We start from the raw sequence: 25,402 nt of genomic DNA, 5'->3' as shown, positions 1-25,402 counted from the left end.
ATCGGGAGTACTCCCTGTACTCCTAGGTCACTCCGATCCAAACGATCAAAGCGTCCCGGCCCCTTGGTCATACGCGATTCTTTTCGAACCGCGCAGCTAAAGAGCACCCCGAACATGGATGCTCTCTGTTCTTGAATACCGTGAATCAGTACCAGTTCGGATCCTTGCGAAGCTGCTCCTGGAGCATGCCTTGCATACCCTCGTCCGGTTCACCCAGATAACGGTAGGTTGCGTGACGCGTCGGCGACTTGTCCGAAGGCAGGCCAGCTGGCACATCTACCAACAATGCATAGGCTTCGTCTTTGTCGAGGCTGAACGCCACGAGTAGACGCTGGCTCTTGCAGGTTTCAGCGGTTTCGCACAAAGGACCAACCAGGTAAGGCTTCTTGTCTTCGGTCACAGCGGTCATCTGCTGCTCGCTGGCACCGGAGAGATTGATCACCCAATCGGGCAAACGCTCTTCCTTCTTGATCACTGAGCTCCAGGTAGACCGGTACTCGGGGTCAGATCCCAACAACTGATTGACCCGAGACTGGCCGTCATTGGCAGCCATCGCCATTACGCTACCGCCCATTAACAGGGCGGCTGCGATTGAGTGCAGAGACGTGCGCATGTTTAACCTCGGCCGCGACGGCCAAAGAAGAACGAAACAACGAACATGACCAGGAACACGACGAACAGGATCTTCGCGATACCAGTTGCGGTGCCGGCGATACCACCGAAACCAAGAACGGCGGCAACAATGGCGATGATCAGAAACGTGATTGCCCAACTCAACATGATGACTCTCCTTATCTGCTTTTAATGGATGCTGCGTTTACTGCTGCGGGTCAAAAAACCCAGGTTTGCTGGTGCTGTACTTCACTTACAGGTGCCTTGCGGTCAACCGGGGTGAGGCTCAGCGCGGTATCGCGAGCCATGGATGCACTGACGTTGCTGTAAGTCTGGCTGTAAGTGAACGGCTGCTTGATCTGTGCAGCTTCACGGGAATTTTCCCAATGCTGAAACTGCTGAATTGCAATCAGAGTGACCATCAGCGCCAAGGTGGCGAACAAGCCTTGCTGAAGGTGCAAGGGCGAAATACGCAATTGAGTAAGACGCTGGCGGTTCATCTGGTTGCTCCTGACACCACGTTGGGCTGTCAAACTTGATCTTGTTGCCGGTAACTTCACGGCTTCTATAAACAAGATATTGCAGCCTGCATGCCAGCTTTCAATTCAACAAAATATCCTTATAAATCAATTAGTTGAAAACGCTAAACAATTTCAGCTGGTAGCATCCTGCACGATCAGCCCTGACGGGTCGTGCAGGATGCACGAACGTACCAGCCCAATTGATCAGCCGGTCGTACGGGTCATCACTTTCAGGGCATCCGCGTTCACGCCCTTCACGCCGCGAATATTTCGCGCGATCTCGACAGCGAGCTCTTTTTCCGCATAGTTCGCAACGATGCCGTTAAGGCTGACCAAACCGCTTTTGGTGTCGACCTTGATGTTCAGGCCATCCAGATTACGGCTGTAGATCAGGCTTGATTTGACCTTGCTGGTAATCCACACATCACTGATGTCTTCAGCCGGGCTGGTGGCTTGCGGATCAACCCGCGAGGCAATGGAATCGGCAGCACTGATGCTGATCAGGTTATTCACGGTAACCACGCCATCAGTGTTGGTCGCCAGATTACCGGCCACTTCCTTGGCTTCCGGGCTTTGCGCACGACCTTTGAGCGTCACGACGCCGTCTTTGGCGTCCACATCAATGTTGAGTGCTTCAGTGACGCTGCTCCACAGCAGTTTTGACTTCACAGTCGCAGTCAGCGTGGCGTCTTCGAATCGCTGCGCCATATTGGCCTTGGTGCCAGGCTCGGCGGCAACATTGGGGTCGATCTCCAATTGGTTGTCGACCTTATCGATGCCCTTGGTGTCCAGCGCAATGCGTTCGGCCAGCTCACGATCAACCTGGTTTTCAACTTTGCCCTTCAGGACAGCCGTTCCCCGCTCGACGCTGACGTCGATCTTGAACGGGCTCAAGTGTTTGTTGAGGGCGAATGCGGTCCAGATCGAACCTTCCTGACGCGCTTCGGCGAGCTGGCTGGGCAAATCGCCCTGAGCAGCACTGGCCATCAAAGGGTTCAAGCCCAGCACGGTGATTGTGGCTGTGGCCAGAGCGAGCTTTTTCAGCGGGTGCATGGCAGTTCTCCATCTTCATAGCTGTGTAAGGGTTTCGAGCCAGTCCTCCGGAGATGCATCTCAATTCAGAGGCTTGCATGTGTCTGATCAGCAAACGCCAAGGAAGTGCAGAACCGGGGTCGAGATGGACGCGTTGAGAATCACGCGTCACCGTCACTCAGCGCACCGAGATCGGTAGAACTGGCTTCATTCAACGTGAAAAGCCACCGAAACCAACGAACTGTGCCTCAGGCACTTATCAGGATTATTTTTCATTAAAATCAGATAGTTATGCCTGAATGAATTACAAGGCTAGCATGCACCTCGCATAATCAATCAGAATCAACCATGCAACTTGCCCGATTATTCCGACACTAACGCAAGACAATTCATTAAGGAGCGTAGGAAAAATGGAAGCAGCCACTGAGAATCAGGGCCGTATTCTGCTTGTGGATGACGAATCCGCGATCCTTCGCACGTTCCGTTATTGCCTGGAAGATGAGGGCTACAGTGTCGCCACCGCCAACAGCGCATCCCAAGCGGAAACGTTGCTGCAGCGCCAGGTCTTCGACCTGTGCTTTCTGGACTTGCGGTTAGGCGAAGACAACGGCCTCGATGTACTGGCGCAAATGCGCGTTCAAGCCCCCTGGATGCGGGTGGTGATCGTTACTGCCCACTCGGCGGTCGATACGGCAGTCGACGCTATTCAGGCCGGTGCTGCGGACTATCTGGTCAAGCCATGCAGCCCGGATCAACTGCGTCTGGCCACCGCCAAACAGCTGGAAGTACGTCAGTTGTCGGCGCGACTGGAAGTGCTTGAAGGCGAAATTCGCAAGCCCAAGGACGGTCTGGATTCCCACAGCCCTTCGATGATGGCGATTCTGGAAACAGCCCGCCAGGTAGCAACCACCGACGCCAACATTCTCATTCTGGGTGAGTCAGGCACCGGTAAAGGCGAACTGGCCCGTGCCATTCATGGCTGGAGCAAGCGCAACAAGAAATCCTGCGTAACCATCAACTGTCCGTCGCTGACTGCCGAGCTGATGGAAAGTGAACTGTTTGGTCACAGCCGCGGCGCGTTTACCGGCGCAAGCGAAAGCACATTGGGGCGTGTCAACCAGGCCGACGGCGGTACGCTTTTTCTCGACGAGATCGGCGATTTTCCGCTCACGTTGCAGCCAAAGTTGCTTCGCTTTATTCAGGACAAGGAATACGAGCGAGTCGGTGATCCCGTCACTCGCCGTGCCGATGTCCGTATTCTTGCGGCTACAAACCTGAACCTGGAAGACATGGTACGCAATGGTCGCTTCCGTGAAGACCTGCTGTACCGTCTCAACGTGATCACGCTGCATTTGCCCGCGCTGCGCGAGCGTACTGAAGACATCCTGACGCTGGCAGACCGTTTCCTGGCGCGCTTCGTCAAGGACTACGCCCGCCCGGCACGGGGTTTCAGTGATGAAGCCAAAGCCGCGCTGCTGAATTACCGCTGGCCAGGCAACATTCGTGAGCTGCGCAACGTCATCGAACGCGCCAGTATCATCTGCCCGCAAGAGCGGGTTGAAGTGGCCCACTTGGGGATGGCCGAGCAGCCCACCAGCAACGCGCCCCGGGTCGGTGCCGCGCTGAGCCTGGATGAACTGGAAAAAGCCCACATTGGCGCGGTCCTCGCCACCAGTGACACACTGGATCAGGCTGCCAAGACATTGGGAATCGATGCTTCAACGCTGTATCGAAAACGCAAGCAGTACAACCTATGACTAACCCGGCATGAAACTGGCGATGAAGTTACGCACCAGACTTTTCTTCAGCATTTCGGCATTGATAACGGTAGCGTTGCTGGGGTTGGTGCTTGGTCTGGTTAGCGTGATGCAGATGGCGAGCTCACAGGAGTCGTTGATCCAGCAGAATTTCGTGACGCTGGATACCGGCCTGAAGCTTCGGCAAAACCTCGGCGACCAACTGGTCATGATGCTCAATGAAACGCCCAATCCTGAGCGTCTTGGCAAACTGCAGGATCAATTCCGGGTTTTACTGGAGCAGGGTGTCGAGAACGATGAACTCAACAATGTCGACAATGGCTTTCAGGAAGCCAGGGTGGATTACCAGAAATTTATCGACGCTTTCGAAGAGTCCCGCCAGTCCACACGTTCGATGCGCGACAACACGAAACTGACTGAAGCATTCAACAACCTGCGCAACAACCTGCTGATCGCCCACCGCCAGTCGCTGGACAACATCAGCAAGGTGGAAATCCACTCCCGCGAACGAGCGTTATGGGTTGCAGGTCTGCTTGGGCTGGTAGGCATCGCAGTGCTGTGCATCGGTTTCATTACGGCTCACGGCATCGCTCGTCGTTTCGGTGCCCCCATCGAAGCTCTGGCTAAAGCGGCGGACAGTATCGGCAAGGGCAACTTCGAAGTGACCCTGCCGATTGCGTCGGGCGCTGAAATGAATTTGCTGACGCGACGTTTCGGGATCATGGCCGAAGCGTTACGTCAGCACCAAGTCACCAACGTCGATGAACTGCTGGCCGGTCAGCAGCGCTTGCAGGCTGTGCTGGACAGCATTGACGACGGTTTGTTGATGATCGACCGTCAGGGTCGTCTGGAACACCTCAATCCAGTTGCTCAACGGCAACTGGGCTGGGACGAGCCCAAGCTTGGCCAGGGGCTCGGCGCGGCATTGGAACGTCCTGAGCTGGACGAGCAGTTGTACCTGACTCTGCGCGGCGGAACACTTGAGCGTGCGCCGGAAGATCTCTCCATTGAGGTCGATGGAGAGTCGCGACTGCTGACCTATAGCCTGACCCCCGTCAGCCACACCAAAGGTCACATCCTCGGGGCGGTGATGGTGCTGCACGACGTCACCGAACAGCGCGCATTCGAGCGTGTGCGTAGCGAGTTTGTCCTGCGCGCCTCCCATGAGCTGCGCACGCCGGTCACCGGCATGCACATGGCGTTCGGTCTGTTCCGCGAGCGGTCTAAATTCCCGCCAGACTCCCGCGAGTCGGACCTGCTCGATACAGTCAACGAAGAAATGCAGCGCTTGATGCAGTTGATCAATGACTTGCTGAATTTCTCCCGCTATCAGAACGGTTTGCAGAAGCTCACGCTGGCACCTGTGTCGATTGAAGACATGCTGGAAGAGGCGCGGCAACGCTTCGAAGAAAAGGCCCATGAGCAGAACATTGTCCTGTCGATCGAAACCCAGGAGCCATTGCCTCGACTACATGCCGATCGTGCCCAGCTTGAACGGGTATTGGATAACCTGATGGACAACGCCCTGCGCCACACACCGGAAAATGGTCTGATTCGCCTCCAGGCACGACGTCATGGCGAACGCGTGATCATTAGTGTGGAAGATAACGGCGAAGGCATCGCCTACGGACAGCAGGGCCGAATATTCGAACCTTTCGTCCAGGTCGGCCGCAAGAAAGGCGGCGCAGGGCTGGGCCTGGCGCTGTGCAAAGAGATCGTGCAACTGCACGGCGGGCGGATGGGCGTCTATTCCAGACCGGGGCAGGGCACCCAGTTTTATATGGCGTTGCCGTTGTAGGAACGAACGGGGGCTGTGACGTGGGACCGGCTTTAGCCGGGAACGCGGCATTCCTGACAATGAAGACTCAGCGAATGTACCGGCCTCTTCCCGGCTAAAGCCGGTCCCACGTCATAGACCGCGCAATCCCGTGGAGCCTCAAGCCACATCCTCAGCCCGCCGCCCCTGACTACGGCGGCCGCCGGTGACCAGTTCGCTGAATTTACGCGCGCTCAATGGCCTGGCAAATAACCAGCCCTGTCCGTACTTCACACCTTCACTCATGAGTAGCCGGGCCTGGGATTCGAATTCGATACCTTCGGCAATCACCCGCAATTGCAGGGCATGAGCCATGCGAATAATGTGAGGGGCCACCCCGCTGCTGGCGGCATCATGTCCCAGGGCATCGATGAATGCCTTGTCGATTTTCAGGCAATCCACGGGCAGCGTCTGCAGGTAAGCCAGGCTGCAATATCCCGTACCAAAGTCATCTATCAACACCGGATGGCCTTTGTCGCGCAGCGCCTGCAAGTGATTGCGGGCAATTACCACGTCGATCAATCCCCGTTCGGTCACTTCAAAAGCAATCTGCCGAGCCGAGACTTTGTGCAGTGCCAGCAATTTGGCCGTAACCCGGCCAATTCGCGGAGCCATCACATCGCACGCTGCGAGGTTCACCGAGATATAAAGCTGCGGGTTGGCTCGCAGCAGCGGGCCCAGTTGCTCAAGCAACTGCTGCAGCACGAAATCCGTAATCTGCCGAATCTGCCCCGTGTTTTCTGCCAACGGAATAAACAGGTCAGGACTGGTCAACGTGCCATCCGGCCTGCGCCAGCGAACCAGTGCCTCAGCCCCGACACACACACGCGAATGCAGATCAAAAATCGGCTGGAAAAGCACTTTCAACTCGCCGCGCCGCAAAGCACCCTGCAACTCCCCCCCTAACGACTGGCGCTGACGAACCAACTGCAGCACCAGCGCACTTATACACAAGGCAATCAGCAGGCTCGTCGGGACCAGCAACCACCAGGCTCCCGCCACCTTTTGCTGGAGACCGGCGCGAGGCGCAATCATCACCAGTTGGTACTCGGGGCTCTCGGTCGGCATGCGGTAGATCAACTGTGTGTCGGTGATGATGAGCTTTTCAGTGCTGCTTGATGACCAGCGCACGCCCGGCGGCCAGGATTGATCAGGTCCCAGCACGGTGACGGCTTTGACGCCGTGATTCAGCACCACAAGCAAACTGCCACCGCTGGGCAAATCCACCACATCGGTCAAATGCCCCCGCGAAGTGGAAACCCTGAAACCGCCCCGGCCCAGCACCAACGCTGCAAGATTGTCGTCAGGCTGGGCCGAGGTATTGAGCCAGTAATCATAGGTGGGCCCGCGAATATCCGGCTTGCGGGGCAGGCCGAGCTGACTGTCCCGCGCCCCGCTGGAACACACCCTGGCATCGCCAACAAACGCGGCCTCATAGATGAATCGATAGCTGGAGGTGATCTGCCGTAATCGGTCGACCATCTCCGGATTACAGCGGCGCAGAGGCTGGGCCTCCAGTTGATCAAGACCGGTGCGCAGTTGGCCAAACAGCTGCTCCAGCCGCACCAGAAAACGCCCGCCCTGCGCGTTCATCTGTTCACTTTCGTTCTGTCGCGCCTGATGCAAAGCCAATGCAAAGCTGCCCGCCAACAACACGGCAGCACTCATCAAGGCGGCGAGCAAAGCCATCAGCCAAGGACGATAGAAGGTCTTGCGAAAGGGTGTTGCCGCATCGCGCATCAGTTGATACCCGGAGGAATACCTCTAGGTATAGCAACAAACGCGGAAATAGCCCGCTGGATCGGGGCGGCGGCAACGAATTGGCGCAATCAGCGCTGGCGATTCAGCACTTTCAGGATCGCCGCGCTTTGCACATCAGGCTGCCCGTCGAAACGTGCGGGTCGATAATGCATCTGGAAGGCGGCCAGCACATCCCGCGTGGCGACATCCAGTTCACCCGTCTGCGGCGTGGCGTAGCCCACGCGAGCGAGCTGCTGCTGAAACCAGGCAATATCCGGCACGCTATCGAGCATAAGTGCCTGTTGTTCTGCCACCAGACGCTCGTCCGGCCAGACACCCAGCCCGGCCTCCGCCAATCGCTTCCAGGGAAACAGCGGCCCCGGATCCAGCTTGCGTGCCGGTGCGATGTCGCTATGGCCAATGATGTGACGCGGGTCGATATGGTTACGCTTGACGATATCCTTGAGCAGCACGATCAGCGCCTGAATCTGCCCCTCGGTATACGGATACCAAAGCCTGCCCGTCGGTGTGTCGCGGTAGCCGGGATTGACGATTTCGATACCGATCGATGCAGAGTTGAGCCAGGTACGCCCCTCCCACTCACTTTCACCGGCGTGCCAGGCCCGGGCGCTTTCATCGACGAGTTTGTAGATAGTCGGCGGCGTATCGCCAATCAGGTAGTGCGCGCTGACTTCGCCGTGGGTGAGCAACTCAAGAGAACGCTCAAGCGTCGCCGAGGTGTAATGCACCACGACAAACTGAACGCGGTTATCGTAGTTCACCGACGGATGACTGGTGTCGAGTCGCGGTCCGCTGGTACAGGCCGTCAACGTGATTAGCAGCAGGGCAGATAAAAACAGCTTCATGAAAACCTGAACAAAGAGGCAAGAAAGTGAGCAGCATAACGCACTGTTGTGGAATCACTCAGTACTGTCGAGCCATATGTCAGCCTTGCTCCACACGGTTGCGGCCGTTTTCCTTGGCGCGGTACAAAGCCTGATCTGCGCGCTTGAGTGCTACATCGCTGCGCTCACCGGGCCGTAACGCCGTCACGCCAGTGGACACGGTGATGGTGACGGGTTCGCTCTTGAAGTGAAACGGGCACTGCTCGACTGCCGTGCGCAGTTGCTCAAGTAAAGTCAGACCCGCTGTCACCTGAGTCGCAGGCAAGAGGATGACAAACTCCTCACCCCCAAAGCGCGCAATGAAATCCGTCGGCCGCAGCTGCTTCTTCACGACCTTGGCAACAATCTTGAGCACCCGGTCACCGGCCAGATGCCCATAGCCATCATTGATACGCTTGAAGTGATCCAGGTCCAGAATACAAACCAGCAGGTTGGTCTTGTTCTTCTGCCAGACGGCCATTTCATGCCCGAGACGCTCTTCCCAAGCGGCCCGATTGGGTAACCCGGTCAATGGATCGATCAGTGCCTTCTGCCGCTGCTCTTCAAGATTGGCCCTGAAACCCAGCGCCTCCTGCTCCATGGTCGCCACTCGACTGGCCAGGCCTTGCAGACGCGCCGCAACGTCCTGCTCGCGCTCGTCGCGGGCCTTCTGATGTTGGTCCATGGTGCCCAACAGACCTTCCAGCCGGTTCTCCAATACCTTTTTCAGGCTCGGTAAATCGGCCGCGTCCTGGACGCTGCTTTGCAAACCGTCCACTTGCAAACGCAGCTCATTGTTCAGCTCACGGGAGGCGGTCTGCTGGCCCACGTAGTCTTCGCTGGCAGCCTGCAAATTGCTCTGGAATGACTCGAGCCTCTCATTGAGCTGCTTTAGATAAATCTCGAATTCATGCTGACCGCTGTCCGTGATCGCCAGCATCAAAACTGCAAGATCATCGAGGATGGGCAACAGTTCGTACCAGTTCAGACCATGTTCGAGGCGCTGACGCATTGCTTCGGCTTGAGGCCGATGGTGCTCCGGCAAGCTCAGGTCGTTGAGCAGGCCCAACAGGGTATGTTCGATATGCGCAGCCACGGAGCTGTAGCTCGGCTCTGGGGAACTGGGCAGCGCGTAAGTCGAATCCTCATCGCCAGGCGCTGCCTCTTGCGGCAACTCATCTTTTTCGGTGGCAGCGCTGACCGGCTCTGACACGTATTCGTAAGGAACAACCGGGATCGGGGCGAGCAAATCCTCAACCGGGATGGATTCAGTGACTGGCGCATCCAGCGGGGCAGCAACGGGCTCGACAATGGCCTGAACTTCATGGCCAGGATCAGGGATGGCTTGCTCGGGCGCATCGACTACAGGCTCGACTTTCGGCGCCTGCACGTCTGGCGGCGGGGCTGCTGGTTCTGGAGGCAACTGCCGGGATTCAGGAGGAGCGGAGACCGCCGCTATAGGTGCGACAACAGATGGTGGCGGTGCTGAATCCACCGGTTTGGCCGGAACGTCAGGCTCGTCCCAGTCATCGGCCTCGGTTGAATCAGTCGCACGTTCAGGTACGCCTTCGGGAACAGCGGCTACGGTATCACTGGCGTCCTTTGCCGGAGCATCGCCCGCTTCATGTCCACCAAACAACCGCTGCAGCAATCCCGGCCGGTGCGGCTCTTCAGGACGCTCAATCACATTCAGCGCCTGCCCCTGCAGGCCACTAAGCTCGCCGAGCAACAGTGGCAGCTCCCTCGCTTGCGAGGCGCGCTCTTCAAGGTCTTTGGCGAAACGCTTCAGCGGCTTGCGCACGTCTTTGGGTAGTTGCAGGGCCTGTAGCTGCGTGACCAGCGACACCAACGCGCTGCTGACCTGCGCGGCACGCTCTTCGCGGCGCTGCTCGGAATCCAGTACCGCCTTTTCCAGCTTCGGAATCAACGCTGCAAGGCCTGCGTCCATGTCGTCCTTACGGACGATTTCGCGCATTTCCTTCATGCACTGGTCGACAGCCCGGTCCGAACCCTCGGCCGCCAGACTGCTGCGCACCAGACCGCGGCGCAGCAAGTCGAGACGGGCATTCCAGCGTTTTTCAAGCTTGTCTTGTTGCTCGATGCCTTTGAGGTATTTCTCTCGCCAGCGTTCGGCTTCGTCACTCATTCAGGAGATCCGCGATGACTGATAACGGGCAGCGAGTCGCCACTCAATGAAGCAGGCAAGCGGATCTCTACTGCAACGGGCAAATGATCAGAGATGGGCTGAGCCAATACCTGAACCCGTTCCAGAGTGAGTGTAGGACTGAGCAGAATATGATCAAGGCAGCGTTGCGGTCGCCAGCTGGGAAAAGTCGCCTCAATCTGCGGAGCAAGGAGACCCAGGTCACGTAATGGAGATTTTTCCAGCAGGTCGAGGGCGTGGGTGTTCATATCGCCCATGAGTACCTGATGACGGTAGCCACCGATCAATTCACGGATATACGCCAATTGCCGGGTGCGGGTGCGTGCGCCAAGCGCCAGATGCATCATCACCACGACCAGCGCATCTTCACCTTCGCCAAAGCGAACCAGAATCGCGCCGCGCCCGGCGGGTCCGGGCAGCGGGTGATCCTCGATCGCCCACGGCCGCAAGCGGCTAAGCACGCCATTGCTGTGCTGACCCAGACGACCCAGGTTGCGATTGAGTTGCTGATACCAGTAAGGAAAGGCACCGAGCTGGGCAAGGTGCTCGACCTGATTGACGTAGCCGGAACGCAAACTGCCGCCATCGGCTTCCTGCAAGGCAACCAGATCGAAGTCGCCCAGCAAGTCACCTATCTTCTGCAGATTACGGGCTCGCCCAACGTGCGGCAGCAAATGCTGCCAGCTGCGCGTGACGTAATGCCCATAGCGGCCGGTGCTGATGCCGACCTGGATGTTGAAGCTAAGCAAGCGGAGCCGACCGTCAGCCGGCAGCCCACTTGCTTGCAGATGATGCTCGTTGACCCGCGGATCATGCAGGCCAACGCTTCGTACTGCTTTCTTGCGCAGCATGGCAGGCGCTGCTTACTTGGCCGCTCGCTCTTTGGCGATGAGCTGATCAGCCACTTGCAGGGTCTGCTCTGGACCACCGGCAGAACCCAGGTCGAAACGGTATTTGCCGTTGACGATCATGGTCGGTACGCCAGTGATTTCATACTTCTTGGCCAGTTCCTTGTACTGGGCGATCTTGCCCTTTACAGCGAACGAGTCGAAAGTCTTCAGGAACTCATCCTTGTCGATACCCTGGGTAGCCACGAATTCGGCCATGTCGTTCTTGTCGGTCAGACGCTTGCCGCCTTTCTGGATCGCCTCGAATACCGCAGCGTGAACCTTGTGCTCTACGCCCATGGTGTCCAGAGTGATGAACAGTTGACCGTGTGCGTCCCAAGGGCCGCCGAACATGGCAGGGATACGGACGAAGTGAACGTCAGCGGGCAGCTTCTCAACCCATGGGTTGATGGTCGGCTCAAATGCGTAGCAGTGCGGGCAGCCGTACCAGAACATTTCCACAACTTCGATCTTGCCTGGCTCGGAAACAGGAACGGCGCTGCTCAGCACGGTGTACTGCTTACCGGCTTCGATAGGCTCGGCAGCGTGTGCCGTAATACCGAAAAGACTGGCGGCAACCAGTGCGGCGCTGAGGATCAGATTACGCATGCTTTACTCCTGAGGCTGATTTGAGTCGCCTTGCAACGACCGGACTTCGACCGGTCGACAAGACGCGAGTTCGCTAGTGTAACGCTGGCAACAACAAAAAAGGGTAGCCGACGCTACCCTTTTTAAATGGAAAACCTGTTGGAATCGGCCTTGCCCGCGAAGAACGGTAACGAGGTGTTTCAGGATTTGTGCCGTGACGTTTCATGCGAGCCGCCTCCAGTCCAAGTCATTGTGCATAACCAATGGGCGATTCTATATTTGCCCGCAAATAATATGACGACGTGGGACCGGCTTTAGCCGGGAAAGCGGTCTTTCTGCAGATGAAGACTCAGGGTTTGTCCCGGCTTCTTCCCGGCTGAAGCCGGTCCCACGTCATTGTGCATAACCAATGGGCGATTCTATTTGCCCGCAAGTGACGTGGGACAGGCTTTAGCCGGGAAGGCGGTAGTTCTGCAGATGAAGATTCAGGGTTTGTCCCGGCTTCTTCCCGGCTGAAGCCGGTCCCACGTCATTGTGCATAACCAATGGGCGATTCCATATCTGCCCGCAAATAATGTGACGACGTGGGACCGGCTTTAGCCGGGAAGGCGGTAGTTTTGCAGATGAAGATTCAGGGTTTGTCCCGGCCTCTTCACACGTCATCAGTGATCCTGGGGATCAGCCGTCAATGAAGCCCCTGGATGTACTGCGAAAGCGCCTCGATATCCTTGTTGCTCAATTTGGCAGCAATGGCGCGCATGACCATCATGTCGCCATCGTTGGTGCGCTCACCTTCGCGGAAGGCCACGAGCTGCTTCTTGATGTAATCCGCGTGCTGTCCACCCAAGTGCGGGAATCCTGCGGGTGCATTGCCTACGCCATTGGGTGAGTGGCACCCGGTGCAGGCGGGCATGCCCTCGCTCAGCTTGCCGCCACGGAACAGCGCTTCGCCGCGAGTAACCAGTTTCTCGTCAGCCGCACCCACGCTGCCTTTCTGGCTGGCGTAAAACGCGGCGATATCGTTGAGGTCCTGCTCGTTGAGGCTGGTCAGCAGGCCGGTCATTTCCAGCACAACACGCTTGCCGTCCCTGATCTCATGCAACTGCTTGAGCGTGTAACGCTGGCCCTGACCCGCCAGCTTGGGGAAGTTTGGCATCAGGCTATTACCATCGGGACCGTGACAGGCACTGCAAACAGCGGTTTTGGTCTGGCCAGCAGCCGCGTCGCCGACTACCGTGTCGGCCGCCTGAGCCGTGCCGCAGATGCCCAGAGCGAGCAGCAGACTCACGAAAATTTTGTTCATCAGGTAATCCAGATCGGCTAAAGGTGAATAGTTTTATAGAGGTGGGTTCGCTCATCCGAGGCGGATGAAGGTTCGCGAATCCCCGCTATTGCGGTCTCTGCACAATCCACGCAACGGCATCACTTTGAACTCCTGAACACAGGCGGCTCCAAAGCCTTCATACTCAGCAACCCTTTCAGGTTAAAAGCGGACTGCGTTCTAATGCGCTTATAGTTCTCGCTTGGCTGATGTAGCTTCCCGTAAACGGGACAAAGCACACACAAAATCTGCGGTAATTATATACTGGCCTCACTGAAACGGAAACGACACCTCTTGCCGCACCCCTTGCAGGCACAGCTCTCACCGGAAATCACATGCAACTCAAGAATCCCATCCTCGGCTTGTGCCAACAGGCAACCTTCATGCTCAGCGCAGCCAAAGTCGACCAGTGCCCGGACGACGACGGCTTTGAAGTGGCGTTCGCAGGGCGCTCCAACGCAGGCAAGTCGAGCGCGCTGAATACCCTGACGCACGCCAGCCTGGCCCGCACATCGAAGACGCCAGGTCGTACGCAACTGCTGAACTTCTTCAAGCTGGACGATGAGCGACGCCTGGTTGACCTGCCGGGTTACGGCTACGCCAAGGTGCCAATTCCGCTGAAGCTGCACTGGCAGCGCCACCTTGAGGCTTATCTGGGCAGCCGCGAAAGCCTGAAAGGTCTGATTCTGATGATGGACATCCGTCACCCGATGACCGACTTCGACATCCTGATGCTGGACTGGTCCATCGCCAGCCACATGCCGATGCACATTCTGCTGACCAAAGCCGACAAGCTGACTTACGGCGCAGCCAAGAACACGCTGCTCAAGGTCCAGTCAGAAATCCGCAAGGGTTGGGGCGATGCCGTCAGCATCCAGCTGTTCTCTGCACCCAAGCGTATGGGACTGGAAGAAGCCTATATCGTGCTTGCAGGCTGGATGGAGCTGGAAGACAAGGCGCCCGCCGAGTAAATCGCAGGCAAAAAAAACCCCGGACTTCATGTGGGGGAGGGGAAGTTCGGGGTTCAAGTTCCAGACTTCCATGGAGGGAAGCCGGATATCTGCCAACACTTAACACAACTAGGAGCATGACTGGCTTCACAGCCAATCGAGTTCTCTGACTGGTGTTCCGGGGCGTAAGTTCCTGGCCGGAGGAAATTCTCCGATAGCCTTCGTGCAGACAGCGCTGTCTGTTGGAGCGAGGCTTGCCCGCAAGCTGACTGACGACGTGGGACCGGCTTTAGCCGGGAAGAGGCCGGGACAGACGATGAATCTTCATCGGCAGAAATACCGCCTTCCCGGCTAAAGCCGGTCCCACGTCATCAGTGATTCCTGTGTGCGAATCGATCAATGCGCCTCGTCCCAGTTGTTGCCCACACCGACTTCAACCAGCAGCGGAACATCCAGTTGCGCCGCGCCGCTCATGTGCGGACGGATTTGCTCGCTGATCTGCTCGACCAGGTCCTCGCGAACCTCCAGTACCAGTTCATCGTGTACTTGCAGGATCACCCTGGCATCCAGCCCTGACGCTTGCAACCAGCCATTTACCGCCACCATAGCCTTCTTGATGATGTCTGCCGCCGTGCCCTGCATCGGCGCGTTGATCGCCATCCGCTCGGCACCTTTGCGCAACGCCTGGTTCTTGGCGTTGATGTCCGGTAAATACAGACGACGACCGAAGATGGTCTCAACAAAACCCTGCTCGGCGGCCTGAGTGCGAGTGCGCTCCATGTAATCGAGCACGCCGGGGTAGCGGGCGAAATAGCGATCCACATAAGCCTGGGACTGCTTGCGGTCGACTCCGATCTGCTTGGCCAGACCGAAAGCGCTCATGCCGTAAATCAGACCGAAGTTGATCGCCTTGGCGCTGCGACGCATGTCAGTAGTGACCGCTTCCAGCTCGACGCCAAAAACTTCTGCGGCCGTCGCCCGGTGAACGTCCAGATCGTTACGGAACGCGTGCAACAAGCCTTCATCCTTGGCCAGGTGAGCCATGATGCGCAGTTCGATCTGCGAGTAGTCCGCCGCCAGCAGCTTGTAGCCTTTGGGTGCTACAAACGCCTGACGAATGCGGCGCCCTTCGGCGGTACGAATCGGGATGTTCTGCAGGTTTGGATCACTGGAAGACAGACGCCCCGTCACGGCCACGGCCTGGTGGTAAGAGGTGTGAATGCGACCGGTGCGCGGGTTGATCTGCTCTGGCAGGCGGTCGGTGTAAGTGCTCTTGAGCTTGCTCATCGAGCGGTACTTCATCAACACCGTCGGCAGCGGGAAACCTTGCTCGGCCAGTTCAGCCAGCACCGCTTCAGCGGTCGAGGCCTGCCCCTTGGCGGTCTTGCTCAGGATCGGCATGCCGAGTTTTTCGTACAGGATCACGCCCAGTTGTTTCGGCGAACCCAGATTGAATTCTTCTCCGGCAATCTCGAACGCCTCGCGCTCAAGGGCAACCATCTTGTCACCCAGCTCGACGCTTTGAATGCCGAGCAGCTTGGCATCTACCAACGCACCTTGCCGCTCGATGCCCGCCAGCACCGGCACCAATGGCATTTCAATTTCGTTGAGTACCGGGGCCAGGCTTGGGATCGCAGCGAGCTTCGCCTGAAGCGCTTCATGCAAGCGCAACGTAATGTCAGCCTCTTGCGCAGCGTATTGCGCGGCCAACTCCAGAGAAATCTGGTCAAACGTCAATTGCTTAACGCCCTTGCCAGCGATGTCCTGAATATTTCCGGCGGCATGGCCCAGGTATTTCAGCGCCAGGCTTTCGCGGTCATGACGGGTCGCGGTGGAATCCAGCACATAAGATTCCAGCATCGTGTCGAACAGCAGCCCCTGAACCTCAATGCCCTGACTCTGATCGCCATCAATGGCGCAGTTAGCGAGGATATTGATATCGAACTTGGCGTGTTGGCCGACTTTGATTTTGCTCGGGTCTTCCAGCAGCGGCTTGAGCTGCTTGAGTACGTGATCCCGATCCAGTTGCTGCGGCACGCCCATATAGGAGTGGGTCAATGGGATATAAGCTGCTTCGTGGGTCTGCACGGCAAACGACAAGCCCACCAGTTGTGCGCGCTGGGCGTCAAGACCGTTGCTCTGGGTGACGAACGCTACCAGCTTGGCGTCGTTGAGCTTCTTCAGCCAGACGTCGAGTTGGCCCTGCTCAAGGATGGTTTCGTAGCGGGACTCTGCCGGGGCCGGGGCTTCTTCGATAGCGATTTCCAGACCGACACGCTTGGCATCACGGTGCAGGTCTTCGATCCAGCTTTTGAATTCCAGCTCGGCATACAGCTCAAGCAGCGCTTCACGATCAGGCTCGGTGCAGTGCAACTGATCAAGCTCGATGTCCAGCGGCACGTCGATCTTGATGGTCGCCAGCTCGTAAGACAGGAACGCCATGGCACGGTGCTCTTCGAGCTTGGCGGCCAGGTTCTTCGCGCCACGAATGGGCAGCGTCGCGACCATTTCGAGGTTTTCGTACAGCTCTTTCAGGCCGCCACCCACGCCGACCAACAGGCCTACGGCAGTTTTTTCGCCGACACCCGGTACGCCTGGAATGTTATCGACCTTGTCGCCCATCAGTGCCAGGTAATCGATGATGTGCTCAGGGCCGACGCCAAACTTCTCTTTCACGCCCGCCACGTCCTGCACGCTACCGGTCATGGTGTTGACCAGCGTGATGTGACCATCGACCAGCTGCGCCATGTCCTTGTCGCCGGTGGAAATGATGACCGGCCTGTCCGCCGCCGCGCTGCTGCGGGCCAGGGTGCCGATCACATCGTCAGCTTCGACCCCGTCGACACACAGCAGTGGGTAGCCCAAACCTTTCACACAGGCGTGCAGCAGATCGATCTGCACGCGCAAATCGTCCGGCATGCTGGGCCGGTTGGCTTTGTACTCGGCATACAAGTCGTCACGGAACGTGCCGCCTTTGGCGTCGAACACCACCGCGAACGGGCTGTCCGGGTATTGCCGACGCAGACTTTTGAGCATATTCAGCACGCCCTTCACGGCACCCGTGGGCAAACCCTTGGACGTGGCAAGCGGCGGCAGCGCATGAAAAGCGCGATACAGATAAGAAGAACCGTCCACCAGGACGAGGGGAGCTTGGCTCATGAGCAGAATCAACCTTTTCGGCGGGGTCGGCGCTAGAATGCGAGGACCATTGACGACAAAGGGACAAGGTTATCATGCGCACAACAAATCGCCTGTTGCTGGCCGGCCTGTTTACACTCTGCCCGCTCATTGCTGTTGCAGCTGATGATGCACCGTCAGGAGACCCGGACGTTACAATCCGCACCGAAGGTGACAGGACCATTCAGGAGTACCGCCAGAACGGCTTCCTGTATGCGATCAAGATCACCCCGAAAGGCGGAAAACCTTACTTTCTGGTGCGCGCCGATGGTACAGACGCCAATTTCATTCGTTCAGACCAACCGGATATGTTGATTCCATCGTGGAAAATATTCGAGTGGTAAGGTCCCACATTCACCTTTTTTGCTGGCAGCCCTGATATGTCCGTATTTACCCCTTTGGCTCGGCCCGAGCTGGAAACATTTCTCGCCCCTTACGGGCTAGGCCATCTACGTGACTTTCAAGGCATTGCCGCCGGAAGCGAAAACACCAATTACTTCATTAGCCTGGAGCAGGGTGAGTTCGTACTGACCCTCGTGGAACGCGGTCCGGTTCAGGAAATGCCGTTCTTCATCGAACTGCTGGACACCCTCCACGAGGCTGATTTACCGGTGCCGTATGCCCTGCGCACCACGGACGGCGCGGCACTGCGCGAGCTGGCGGGCAAACCGGCGCTGCTGCAACCACGCCTGCCCGGCAAGCACATCAGCGTGCCGAACACACAGCATTGCGTGCAAATCGGCGAGCTACTGGGGCATCTGCACCTGGCGACCCGCGACAAGGTACTGGAGCGCAAGACTGATCGCGGTCTGGACTGGATGCTGGCTGAAGGCGCAACACTGATTTCTCATCTGGAGGCGGCTCCCGGCTTATTGCTCAAAACCGCGCTGGAAGAAATCGAACGCCTGAAGCCGAAGATCATGGCGCTGCCCAAGGCCAATCTGCATGCCGATCTGTTCCGCGACAACGCGCTGTTCGAAGGCACGCACCTGACCGGGCTGATCGACTTCTACAACGCCTGCTCCGGGCCGATGCTATATGACCTGGCGATCGCGCTGAATGACTGGTGTTCGGACGAAGAGGGCAAGATCGACGCGCCACGCGGTCGGGCCTTGCTGGGTGCCTACGCCGGTTTGCGCCCGTTCACAGCGGCCGAAGCCGAACTGTGGCCAACCATGCTGCGCATTGGCTGCGTGCGTTTCTGGCTGTCACGTTTGATTGCAGCGGAATCCAATGCGGGGCAAGACGTGCTGATCCATGATCCGATGGAATTCCAGAAGCGCTTGGCACAACGGCAGGAAACGCATTTGCCGCTGCCGTTTGCGTTGTAAATCCACAAAGCTCCAAAGGTCCGGCGCCGCCAATAAGTATGCCGAGAACCTGTAGGAGCTGCCGAAGGCTGCGAATTGGCAATGCTGACACCCCCCTTTCGCAGCCTTCGGCAGCTCCTACAAAAACTACCGACCGACTTCAAAGCGACTCCAGGCACCCCACCAAATCATCCCCCAGCTTGTTCAGCAGCAGCTCATACCCGGTCGCGTTTGCCGGAGTTTCTCCGCCCAGCGCATCCAGCTCCGCCAGTTTTGCGGGCAATCCGGCCGTCAGGGTTTCGGCCAGACGTGGACGCAATGGCGGCTCGCTGAATACGCAGGTCTTGCCCACTTCCTTCAGCCGCGCACGCATGGCAGCGACATGCTGAGCACCCGGCTGAACCTCGGCAGCGACGCTGAACACGCCCGCATGCTTGAGGCCATAAGCGTCTTCGAAATAATCGAAGGCTTCATGGAAAACGAAGTACGGCTTGCCAGCGATACCGGCCACACGGCCTTTGATCCTTGCATCAAGCGCGTCCAGGCGTGCATTGAACGCCTTGGCATTACTCGCATACCGCGCCGCGTTGGCGGGATCGGCAGCGCTCAGGTCAGTGGCCATTTTTGCCGCGATCACCCGGGCATTCACCGACGACAACCACAAATGCGCATCCAGGCTGCCAGGTCGATGATCGTGGTCAGGCTGGTCGTGACCGTGATCTTCTTCGTCGTGTGACGCGCCGTCTGCGCCGAAGTGGCGCAACTTGAGGCCCGGCAGCGATTGCACTGCAACGACCGGCAAGGTCCGGTTTTTCAGGACACGCGGCAGGAAGCCTTCCATGTCCGGCCCGATCCAGTAGAGCAGATCGGACTGCTGCACCCGCCGTACGTCGGATGGCCGCAAAGCATAATGATGCGGCGATGCCCCAGGCGGCAAAAGCACCTCTGGCGTACCGACACCGTCCTGTACAGCCGCAGCAATCAGCTGCAATGGCTTGATGCTGGTAAGGACGCGGACATCGGCCTGAACCGGGGAAATTGTCAGCAAACTTGCGGATAAAGCGACAAATAGAGCAAAAAGACGGTACACGTGGGCCACTCATAGAAGGCTAGAACGGGTAACATAATAACGTCTCTAGCAAATATCGTCGCCGCCCATGCCTATTACACCGTTGGCCAGTCGCCCTCACGACCACTCCCACTGCGTGCATACCGCGCTTTCCGAAGCCGACACGCTGTGCGCCCAGAAAGGCCTGCGCCTGACTGCCCTGCGCCGCCGCGTGCTGGAGCTCGTCTGGCAGAGCCATAAGCCGTTGGGCGCATACGACATCCTCGCCGTGCTCAGTGAAGAAGACGGTCGCCGTGCCGCGCCGCCTACCGTTTACCGGGCGCTGGATTTCCTGCTGGAAAACGGCCTCGTGCATCGCATCGCGTCCCTGAACGCCTTCACCGGCTGCAACCACCCGACTCACGTGCATCAGGGCCAGTTCCTGATCTGCCGTGAATGCCACGCCGCCATTGAGCTGCAAAGCCCGGCCATCAGCGATTCCGTGATCACTGCGGCCGCTGGCGTCGGCTTCGCGGTCGAAGGCCAGACCGTGGAAATCGTCGGGGTGTGTTCCGGCTGCAAGGCCGCTTGATGAGCACCGCGTTGATCAAGCTTGAGCACGTTGGCGTCGCCCTTTCCGGGCAGAACGTGCTGGAAAACATCCATCTGAGCGTCAAGCCTGGGGAAATCGTCACCCTGATCGGCCCCAACGGCGCGGGTAAAACCACGCTGGTGCGTGCGGTGCTCGGCTTGCTTAAACCGGACACCGGCAGTGTCTGGCGTAAACCGAAGCTGCGCGTTGGCTATATGCCGCAAAAACTGCACGTCGACCCAACGCTGCCGCTGTCAGTGCTGCGCTTTCTGCGTCTGGTGCCCGGCGTGGACCGTGCGGCCGCGTTGGCAGCGCTGGCTGAAGTCGGGGCCGAGAAGGTTATCGACAGCCCACTGCAAAGCATTTCCGGCGGTGAGATGCAGCGCGTTCTGCTGGCTCGCGCGTTGCTGCGCGAACCTGAACTGCTGGTGCTGGATGAGCCCGTACAAGGCGTTGACGTTGCCGGGCAAGCCGAGCTTTACAGTTTGATTACCCGCCTGCGCGACCGTCATGGCTGCGGGGTGCTGATGGTCTCCCATGACCTGCACCTGGTGATGAGCACCACGGATCAAGTGGTCTGTCTGAACCGCCACGTCTGCTGCTCCGGACATCCGGAACAGGTCAGCCACGACCCGGCGTTCGTCGAGCTGTTTGGCAAGAACGCGCAGAGCCTGGCGATTTATCACCACCATCACGATCACGCCCATGACCTGCATGGCGAAGTCGTTGAAGAGGCCGCCAATCCGGCAGGCCACGCTCATACACATGTTCACGGAGACAGCTGCAAGCATGGCTGATTTTCTTCTTTACGCCTTGCTTGCTGGCCTGGCATTGGCACTGGTGGCAGGACCGCTGGGTTCGTTCGTGGTCTGGCGACGCATGGCCTATTTCGGCGACACGCTTTCTCACGCGGCGTTACTGGGTGTAGCGCTGGGCTTTTTGCTGGATGTCAGCCCGACGCTTGCAGTGACTGTCGGCTGCCTGCTGCTAGCGATCCTGCTGGTGACCTTGCAGCAACGTCAGCCATTGGCCTCGGACACGCTACTGGGGATTCTTGCACCCAGCACGTTGTCACTTGGGCTGGTGGTGCTGAGCTTCATGCACGATGTGCGCATCGACCTGATGGCTTATCTGTTTGGCGACTTGTTGGCGATCAGCCCTGATGATCTCGTCTGGATCCTTGGCGGATCACTGGCAGTGCTGGTATTACTGATAGCACTTTGGCGCCCACTGCTGGCGATTACCGTGCATGAAGAGCTGGCGAAGGTCGAAGGCCTGCCCGTCGCAGGCTTGCGCATGGTGCTGATGTTGTTGATCGCGGTAGTGATCGCCGTGGCGATGAAAATCGTCGGCGTTCTGCTGATTACATCGCTGCTGATTATTCCAGCAGCTGCGGCACAGCGTCACGCCCGTTCGCCGGAGCAGATGGCATTCGGTGCAAGCGTGCTGGGCATAGTGGCCGTGTGTCTGGGGCTGTCGATGTCCTGGTTCAAGGACACCCCGGCAGGGCCTTCAATCGTGGTTTCAGCAGCGGCATTGTTTCTGCTGAGTTTTGTCCTACCCAAACGAGCGGTGTAGACTTGCTCGTTTTTTGCGCAATTAGAGAATCGCAGGAATGAAGCCGTTCGCATCCCGTTATCTGTTGCTTGCCGCATTTTCTGTCCTGTTGGCAGCCTGTCAAAGCGCGCCGACAGTCGAAGCGCCCGTGCCCGCAACTGAGGCAGACGGCTTCGCGCAGCTCGAACAGAGCATTACCAGCAATGAGCTGGCCACTGCCGAAGACCAGTTGGCCAAGCTGCAAGCTGCAGCGCCGACTGACATTCGTCTTGAGCCGTTTCAGCGTCGTCTGGCAGAAGCGTATCTGAGTCGCAGCCAGATCGGCTTGCAGAAGGGTGATGTCAACGCTGCCGCCACCGCCTTGAGCCGCGCACGAGCTTTGATGCCCAAAGCCCCCGCACTGACCAGTGGCGTCAACGGCGCAATCGCCCATGCCCGAAAGGCCGAACTGGATCAGGCCGAAGCGGAGTTGAAAGCCGCTGAAGCCAAGCGCGTTGCCAAACTAATTGATCCGTCGGCAGAAAGTACGACTATCAAGCTTAAGATCGGCGATATGGCGCAATTACGTCGCCAACTGGATGCGATCGCTGCCGATACAGTCGCGTTCAACTGCATCGTTGTTCTGCAAGTGCCACGCACAGACGATTACCCCTGGCTGGCCACATTGCTGACCAAACGGGTAAACAAGATCAATCCGGATTTTGAACTGGAATTGCGCCGCAAGATTGAGCGCAATGAGACGGCGACAGTGGTTCTTAAGCCAGCACAGCAATAAGCGCATAGAAAATAAAGACGACTGCTGTACAGACTGTGTCAAAACGTAGCGAGCGACGGCAAGACAAGGCAAAAACAGGCGAAAAAGCGGAGTCTAGGTGTTCTAAATGAGCATTTTTCGCCTGTTTTTAACGCAGTATTGTGCGCGTAGCACCGAAGGTGCCCAGCCTGCAGTAGTTTTCACACAGTCTGTGTAGGAGCGCGCTTGCCCGCGATGGCGGTGTACCAGTCAAAATAGGTATCGACTGATCTAACGCTATCGCGGGCAAGCGCGCTCCTACAGGGGTTTCTCAGCCAGGCGCCATCCATGGCGCCTTTTCGTATCAAGCAGGAATCGCTTTAGCCTTCGGCTCGCGATCCCAGACCCGGTGCTGGGCTATCGCGGTGAAGAAAGGCTTGAACGACTTGCTGTCAGACACTTCCAGCAGCCCCGCATCCTTGTCCAGATGCAGCAGATCGATGATCTGTTTGGCCTCACCACTCACTGAAATCGCCTTGAGGTGTTTGTACGCCTCGAGCACGTAGTGCAACGCGACGCCGTCACCACTCAGTGCAGTCACCGAAGCAGCGCCACCTGGAATGAACACTGCGTCGAACGCTACCGACGGCAAGCCTTCCATGGAGGCATCAACCGGCAGGCTCGCACCGCTGGCGGTTTTCACCGGCGCAGAGGTCGGACCAAGCACCTTGGCATGAGCACCTTCAGCTTCCAGCGCGGCTTTCATGGCTGCTACAGCCTTGTCGTCCACACCGTTGGCCACCAGAATCGCCACTTTGCGCGACACGATATCGCCCGAGAGCAGGTTGACCTGACTCAACAGCGGCGACTCTTCAAGCGATTGCTTCTTCGACGGCACGGTTGGAGCCTTTGGCGCAGGCAGACCGAGGTTGGCAGCGACACGGCCCGCCAATTCCAGATCAATGTTGGCCAGAATCTCGTTCACCTGACGTGCACGAATGTATTCGCGCTCGACCTTGCCCAACTCGAAGCTGTACGCCGCGATGATGTGCTCTTTCTCGGCATGGCTCATGCTGTTGAAGAACAGCGTGGCTTGCGAGAAGTGATCGGAGAACGATTCGCTACGCTGACGAACCTTGTGCGCCTCGATACGCTCCGGATAGGTTTCAAAGCCGCCATCCACCGGACCAGCCGGGGTTTCTTTCGGCCAGCCGCCGTCGATCGAGTTCGGCTCGTAGGAAGCACGGCCTTTGTCGATGGTGGTGCGGTGCTGAGCGTCACGCTGGCCATTATGGTTCGGCGCAATAGGGCGGTTGATCGGGATTTCGTGGAAGTTCGGCCCGCCAAGACGGCTGATCTGGGTGTCCGTGTAAGAAAACAGACGACCTTGCAGCAGCGGATCATTGGAGAAGTCGATACCCGGCACAACGTGACCTGGGCAGAACGCGACCTGCTCGGTTTCAGCGAAGTAGTTATCCGGGTTGCGGTTGAGCACCATTTTGCCCAGCGGCGTCACGGGTACCAACTCTTCAGGGATGATTTTGGTCGGGTCCAGAATATCGAAGTCGAACTTGTGCTCGTCTTCTTCTGCGACGATCTGCACGCCCAGTTCCCACTCAGGGTAATCACCGGTTTCGATGGATTCCCAGAGGTCGCGGCGGTGGAAGTCGGTGTCTTTACCGGCCAGCTTCTGCGCTTCATCCCATACCAGCGAGCAAACGCCGAATTTAGGCTTCCAGTGGAATTTCACAAAGGTCGATTTGCCTTCGGTGTTGATCATGCGGAACGTGTGCACGCCGAAACCCTGCATGGTACGCAGGCTTTTCGGGATGGCGCGGTCGGACATGGTCCACAGCACCATATGCGCGGACTCAGGCACCAGCGAGACGAAGTCCCAGAAGGTGTCGTGAGCGGAACCGCCAGTCGGGATTTCGTTATGCGGTTCTGGTTTGACCGCGTGAACGAAGTCCGGGAACTTGATAGCGTCCTGAATGAAGAACACTGGCATGTTGTTGCCAACCAGGTCGTAGTTGCCTTCATCGGTGTAGAACTTTACCGAGAAGCCACGCACGTCACGGACGGTATCGCCGGAACCACGCGGGCCTTGCACGGTGGAAAAGCGCACAAACACTGGGGTTTGCTTGGCAGGATCACGCAGGAAGCCCGCTTTGGTCAGCGCGGCGTGATCTTCGTAAGCCTGAAAGTAACCATGCGCGCCAGTGCCACGGGCATGGACGATGCGCTCTGGAATACGCTCATGGTCAAAGTGCGTGATTTTTTCACGCATGATGAAGTCTTCAAGCAGCGACGGACCGCGGTCACCGGCTTTCAGGGTGTTCTGGTTGTCGGAGACTTTCACACCATGGTTGGTGCGCAGCGCCTGCTGGGTCGCGTCAGAGCGGAACTGCTCCAGACTTTCCAGTTTGGCGTTGGTGTTGCTGCGGTCCGGGGTGTCGGTTCCTGCGAGTTCGCTTTTTGATGGGTCTGGCGTGTTCGTTGGTTTCTTCGTAGCCATTGGACAAAAACTCCTCAATTACAGGCTGCCCTTTAGCCATAACAGGCATCGGGCTTATAAGCAGAAATCCCCGGAAATCGAGCTCGGGGAATTCACGGCGCTAAGAAAGTGACTGAGGAGATAGACAGGCGTTCCGTGTTTTTTATGAAGATCTGGCGGGTGGTGGTCAAGGGATGCCGGAGGGCTGTAGGAGCTGCC

General features: G+C 57.9%; 22 protein-coding genes. 9 read left to right on the top strand and 13 right to left on the bottom strand.

Going from position 1 to position 25,402, the window contains the following annotated elements; genetic code table 11:
• Positions 1-145 precede the first annotated feature (145 nt).
• The 4 genes from CKW31_RS04500 to CKW31_RS04485 form a co-directional block, all read right to left on the bottom strand.
• Positions 146-613: an inhibitor of vertebrate lysozyme family protein gene (locus CKW31_RS04500; RefSeq protein WP_095093211.1), complete on the bottom strand. Its 468-nt coding sequence runs from the start codon at positions 611-613 to the stop codon at positions 146-148.
• 2 nt (positions 614-615) lie between these two features.
• The gene (locus CKW31_RS04495) at positions 616-780 is read right to left on the bottom strand and encodes a DUF1328 domain-containing protein (RefSeq protein ID WP_002555679.1); all 165 of its coding nucleotides are present in this window, start codon (positions 778-780) and stop codon (positions 616-618) included.
• A gap of 50 nt (positions 781-830) precedes the next feature.
• A complete protein-coding gene (locus tag CKW31_RS04490; protein ID WP_095093210.1) occupies positions 831-1,112 on the bottom strand; it encodes a hypothetical protein in 282 nt (93 codons plus the stop codon).
• Between the two features lie 225 nt (positions 1,113-1,337).
• Positions 1,338-2,186 (bottom strand): BON domain-containing protein, encoded by an 849-nt coding sequence (locus tag CKW31_RS04485; protein WP_095093209.1) that lies wholly within the window; start codon positions 2,184-2,186, stop codon positions 1,338-1,340.
• Positions 2,187-2,575: 389 nt separating this feature from the next.
• On the opposite strand from CKW31_RS04485, the gene algB reads away from it, so the two are divergent.
• Entirely contained in the window at positions 2,576-3,922 is a 1,347-nt protein-coding gene (algB, locus tag CKW31_RS04480) for a sigma-54-dependent response regulator transcription factor AlgB (RefSeq protein WP_027899435.1), read from the top strand.
• A 10-nt stretch (positions 3,923-3,932) separates the two neighbouring features.
• Entirely contained in the window at positions 3,933-5,720 is a 1,788-nt protein-coding gene (locus CKW31_RS04475; RefSeq protein ID WP_095093208.1) for a KinB sensor domain-containing domain, read from the top strand.
• A gap of 138 nt (positions 5,721-5,858) precedes the next feature.
• Here the strand turns inward: CKW31_RS04475 and CKW31_RS04470 are convergent, their stop codons facing one another.
• The 6 genes from CKW31_RS04470 to CKW31_RS04445 all read right to left on the bottom strand — a co-directional run bounded on the left by CKW31_RS04470 (position 5,859) and on the right by CKW31_RS04445 (position 13,304).
• Positions 5,859-7,478, bottom strand: a complete 1,620-nt coding sequence (locus tag CKW31_RS04470; protein WP_095093207.1) for an EAL domain-containing protein — start codon at positions 7,476-7,478, stop codon at positions 5,859-5,861.
• A gap of 89 nt (positions 7,479-7,567) precedes the next feature.
• Positions 7,568-8,344, bottom strand: a complete 777-nt coding sequence (locus CKW31_RS04465) for an N-acetylmuramoyl-L-alanine amidase (RefSeq protein WP_095093206.1) — start codon at positions 8,342-8,344, stop codon at positions 7,568-7,570.
• A 79-nt stretch (positions 8,345-8,423) separates the two neighbouring features.
• Positions 8,424-10,508 carry a diguanylate cyclase gene (locus CKW31_RS04460; RefSeq protein WP_095093205.1) on the bottom strand — a complete coding sequence of 695 codons (2,085 nt, stop codon included), beginning with the start codon at positions 10,506-10,508 and terminating at the stop codon, positions 8,424-8,426.
• Positions 10,505-11,377 (bottom strand): endonuclease/exonuclease/phosphatase family protein, encoded by an 873-nt coding sequence (locus CKW31_RS04455; RefSeq protein ID WP_095093204.1) that lies wholly within the window; start codon positions 11,375-11,377, stop codon positions 10,505-10,507. The genes CKW31_RS04460 and CKW31_RS04455 overlap by 4 nt, the downstream gene beginning before the upstream one ends.
• Before the next feature lie 12 nt (positions 11,378-11,389).
• Positions 11,390-12,022 carry a thiol:disulfide interchange protein DsbA/DsbL gene (locus CKW31_RS04450; RefSeq protein ID WP_095093203.1) on the bottom strand — a complete coding sequence of 211 codons (633 nt, stop codon included), beginning with the start codon at positions 12,020-12,022 and terminating at the stop codon, positions 11,390-11,392.
• Between the two features lie 664 nt (positions 12,023-12,686).
• Positions 12,687-13,304 carry a cytochrome c gene (locus CKW31_RS04445; protein ID WP_095093202.1) on the bottom strand — a complete coding sequence of 206 codons (618 nt, stop codon included), beginning with the start codon at positions 13,302-13,304 and terminating at the stop codon, positions 12,687-12,689.
• A gap of 353 nt (positions 13,305-13,657) precedes the next feature.
• Between CKW31_RS04445 and yihA the strand changes: the two genes are divergently transcribed.
• Positions 13,658-14,293 carry a ribosome biogenesis GTP-binding protein YihA/YsxC gene (gene yihA, locus CKW31_RS04440; protein WP_095093201.1) on the top strand — a complete coding sequence of 212 codons (636 nt, stop codon included), beginning with the start codon at positions 13,658-13,660 and terminating at the stop codon, positions 14,291-14,293.
• 375 nt (positions 14,294-14,668) lie between these two features.
• On the opposite strand, the gene polA is transcribed toward yihA, so the two are convergent.
• Positions 14,669-17,431 (bottom strand): DNA polymerase I, encoded by a 2,763-nt coding sequence (gene polA / locus CKW31_RS04435; RefSeq protein ID WP_095093200.1) that lies wholly within the window; start codon positions 17,429-17,431, stop codon positions 14,669-14,671.
• 74 nt (positions 17,432-17,505) lie between these two features.
• Between polA and CKW31_RS04430 the strand changes: the two genes are divergently transcribed.
• Both CKW31_RS04430 and CKW31_RS04425 read left to right on the top strand, forming a co-directional pair.
• Positions 17,506-17,793 carry a DUF2782 domain-containing protein gene (locus tag CKW31_RS04430; protein WP_095093199.1) on the top strand — a complete coding sequence of 96 codons (288 nt, stop codon included), beginning with the start codon at positions 17,506-17,508 and terminating at the stop codon, positions 17,791-17,793.
• 36 nt (positions 17,794-17,829) lie between these two features.
• Entirely contained in the window at positions 17,830-18,780 is a 951-nt protein-coding gene (locus CKW31_RS04425) for a homoserine kinase (protein WP_095093198.1), read from the top strand.
• A 139-nt stretch (positions 18,781-18,919) separates the two neighbouring features.
• Here CKW31_RS04425 and CKW31_RS04420 read toward each other — a convergent pair whose 3' ends face one another.
• A complete protein-coding gene (locus tag CKW31_RS04420) occupies positions 18,920-19,849 on the bottom strand; it encodes a zinc ABC transporter substrate-binding protein (RefSeq protein ID WP_095093197.1) in 930 nt (309 codons plus the stop codon).
• A gap of 67 nt (positions 19,850-19,916) precedes the next feature.
• On the opposite strand from CKW31_RS04420, the gene CKW31_RS04415 reads away from it, so the two are divergent.
• From CKW31_RS04415 to CKW31_RS04400, 4 genes are read left to right on the top strand one after another with little or no spacing between them, the layout of a single operon-like run.
• Positions 19,917-20,399 carry a Fur family transcriptional regulator gene (locus CKW31_RS04415; protein ID WP_095093196.1) on the top strand — a complete coding sequence of 161 codons (483 nt, stop codon included), beginning with the start codon at positions 19,917-19,919 and terminating at the stop codon, positions 20,397-20,399.
• Positions 20,399-21,196, top strand: a complete 798-nt coding sequence (znuC, locus tag CKW31_RS04410; protein WP_095093195.1) for a zinc ABC transporter ATP-binding protein ZnuC — start codon at positions 20,399-20,401, stop codon at positions 21,194-21,196. Before CKW31_RS04415 ends, znuC begins: the two co-directional genes overlap by 1 nt.
• Positions 21,189-21,977 (top strand): zinc ABC transporter permease subunit ZnuB, encoded by a 789-nt coding sequence (gene znuB / locus CKW31_RS04405; RefSeq protein ID WP_095093194.1) that lies wholly within the window; start codon positions 21,189-21,191, stop codon positions 21,975-21,977. The genes znuC and znuB overlap by 8 nt, the downstream gene beginning before the upstream one ends.
• A gap of 37 nt (positions 21,978-22,014) precedes the next feature.
• Positions 22,015-22,731 (top strand): PA5502 family lipoprotein, encoded by a 717-nt coding sequence (locus CKW31_RS04400; RefSeq protein WP_095093193.1) that lies wholly within the window; start codon positions 22,015-22,017, stop codon positions 22,729-22,731.
• 322 nt (positions 22,732-23,053) lie between these two features.
• Here CKW31_RS04400 and katE read toward each other — a convergent pair whose 3' ends face one another.
• Positions 23,054-25,204: a catalase HPII gene (katE, locus tag CKW31_RS04395; protein WP_095093192.1), complete on the bottom strand. Its 2,151-nt coding sequence runs from the start codon at positions 25,202-25,204 to the stop codon at positions 23,054-23,056.
• Positions 25,205-25,402: the final 198 nt, after the last annotated feature.

Origin of the sequence: Pseudomonas sp. Irchel 3A5, assembly GCF_900187575.1 — a bacterium.
Taxonomy (GTDB): Bacteria; Pseudomonadota; Gammaproteobacteria; order Pseudomonadales; family Pseudomonadaceae; genus Aquipseudomonas; species Aquipseudomonas folii.
The sequence above is the reverse complement of the archived record's forward strand: the minus strand, read 5'-3'. Positions and strand labels throughout refer to the sequence as shown.

Excerpts from the sequence above, each read along its gene's own strand:
- yihA (WP_095093201.1), top strand. The coding sequence starts at position 13,658 with ATGCAACTCAAGAATCCCATCCTCGGCTTGTGCCAACAGGCAACCTTC.
- CKW31_RS04415 (WP_095093196.1), top strand. The coding sequence starts at position 19,917 with ATGCCTATTACACCGTTGGCCAGTCGCCCTCACGACCACTCCCACTGC.
- CKW31_RS04465 (WP_095093206.1), bottom strand. The coding sequence starts at position 8,344 with ATGAAGCTGTTTTTATCTGCCCTGCTGCTAATCACGTTGACGGCCTGT.
- znuC (WP_095093195.1), top strand. The coding sequence starts at position 20,399 with ATGAGCACCGCGTTGATCAAGCTTGAGCACGTTGGCGTCGCCCTTTCC.
- CKW31_RS04475 (WP_095093208.1), top strand. The coding sequence starts at position 3,933 with ATGAAACTGGCGATGAAGTTACGCACCAGACTTTTCTTCAGCATTTCG.
- katE (WP_095093192.1), bottom strand. The coding sequence starts at position 25,204 with ATGGCTACGAAGAAACCAACGAACACGCCAGACCCATCAAAAAGCGAA.
- znuB (WP_095093194.1), top strand. The coding sequence starts at position 21,189 with ATGGCTGATTTTCTTCTTTACGCCTTGCTTGCTGGCCTGGCATTGGCA.
- CKW31_RS04490 (WP_095093210.1), bottom strand. The coding sequence starts at position 1,112 with ATGAACCGCCAGCGTCTTACTCAATTGCGTATTTCGCCCTTGCACCTT.
- CKW31_RS04450 (WP_095093203.1), bottom strand. The coding sequence starts at position 12,022 with ATGCGTAATCTGATCCTCAGCGCCGCACTGGTTGCCGCCAGTCTTTTC.
- polA (WP_095093200.1), bottom strand. The coding sequence starts at position 17,431 with ATGAGCCAAGCTCCCCTCGTCCTGGTGGACGGTTCTTCTTATCTGTAT.
- CKW31_RS04495 (WP_002555679.1), bottom strand. The coding sequence starts at position 780 with ATGTTGAGTTGGGCAATCACGTTTCTGATCATCGCCATTGTTGCCGCC.
- CKW31_RS04470 (WP_095093207.1), bottom strand. The coding sequence starts at position 7,478 with ATGCGCGATGCGGCAACACCCTTTCGCAAGACCTTCTATCGTCCTTGG.
- CKW31_RS04455 (WP_095093204.1), bottom strand. The coding sequence starts at position 11,377 with ATGCTGCGCAAGAAAGCAGTACGAAGCGTTGGCCTGCATGATCCGCGG.
- CKW31_RS04430 (WP_095093199.1), top strand. The coding sequence starts at position 17,506 with ATGCGCACAACAAATCGCCTGTTGCTGGCCGGCCTGTTTACACTCTGC.
- algB (WP_027899435.1), top strand. The coding sequence starts at position 2,576 with ATGGAAGCAGCCACTGAGAATCAGGGCCGTATTCTGCTTGTGGATGAC.
- CKW31_RS04400 (WP_095093193.1), top strand. The coding sequence starts at position 22,015 with ATGAAGCCGTTCGCATCCCGTTATCTGTTGCTTGCCGCATTTTCTGTC.
- CKW31_RS04485 (WP_095093209.1), bottom strand. The coding sequence starts at position 2,186 with ATGCACCCGCTGAAAAAGCTCGCTCTGGCCACAGCCACAATCACCGTG.
- CKW31_RS04425 (WP_095093198.1), top strand. The coding sequence starts at position 17,830 with ATGTCCGTATTTACCCCTTTGGCTCGGCCCGAGCTGGAAACATTTCTC.
- CKW31_RS04445 (WP_095093202.1), bottom strand. The coding sequence starts at position 13,304 with ATGAACAAAATTTTCGTGAGTCTGCTGCTCGCTCTGGGCATCTGCGGC.
- CKW31_RS04460 (WP_095093205.1), bottom strand. The coding sequence starts at position 10,508 with ATGAGTGACGAAGCCGAACGCTGGCGAGAGAAATACCTCAAAGGCATC.
- CKW31_RS04500 (WP_095093211.1), bottom strand. The coding sequence starts at position 613 with ATGCGCACGTCTCTGCACTCAATCGCAGCCGCCCTGTTAATGGGCGGT.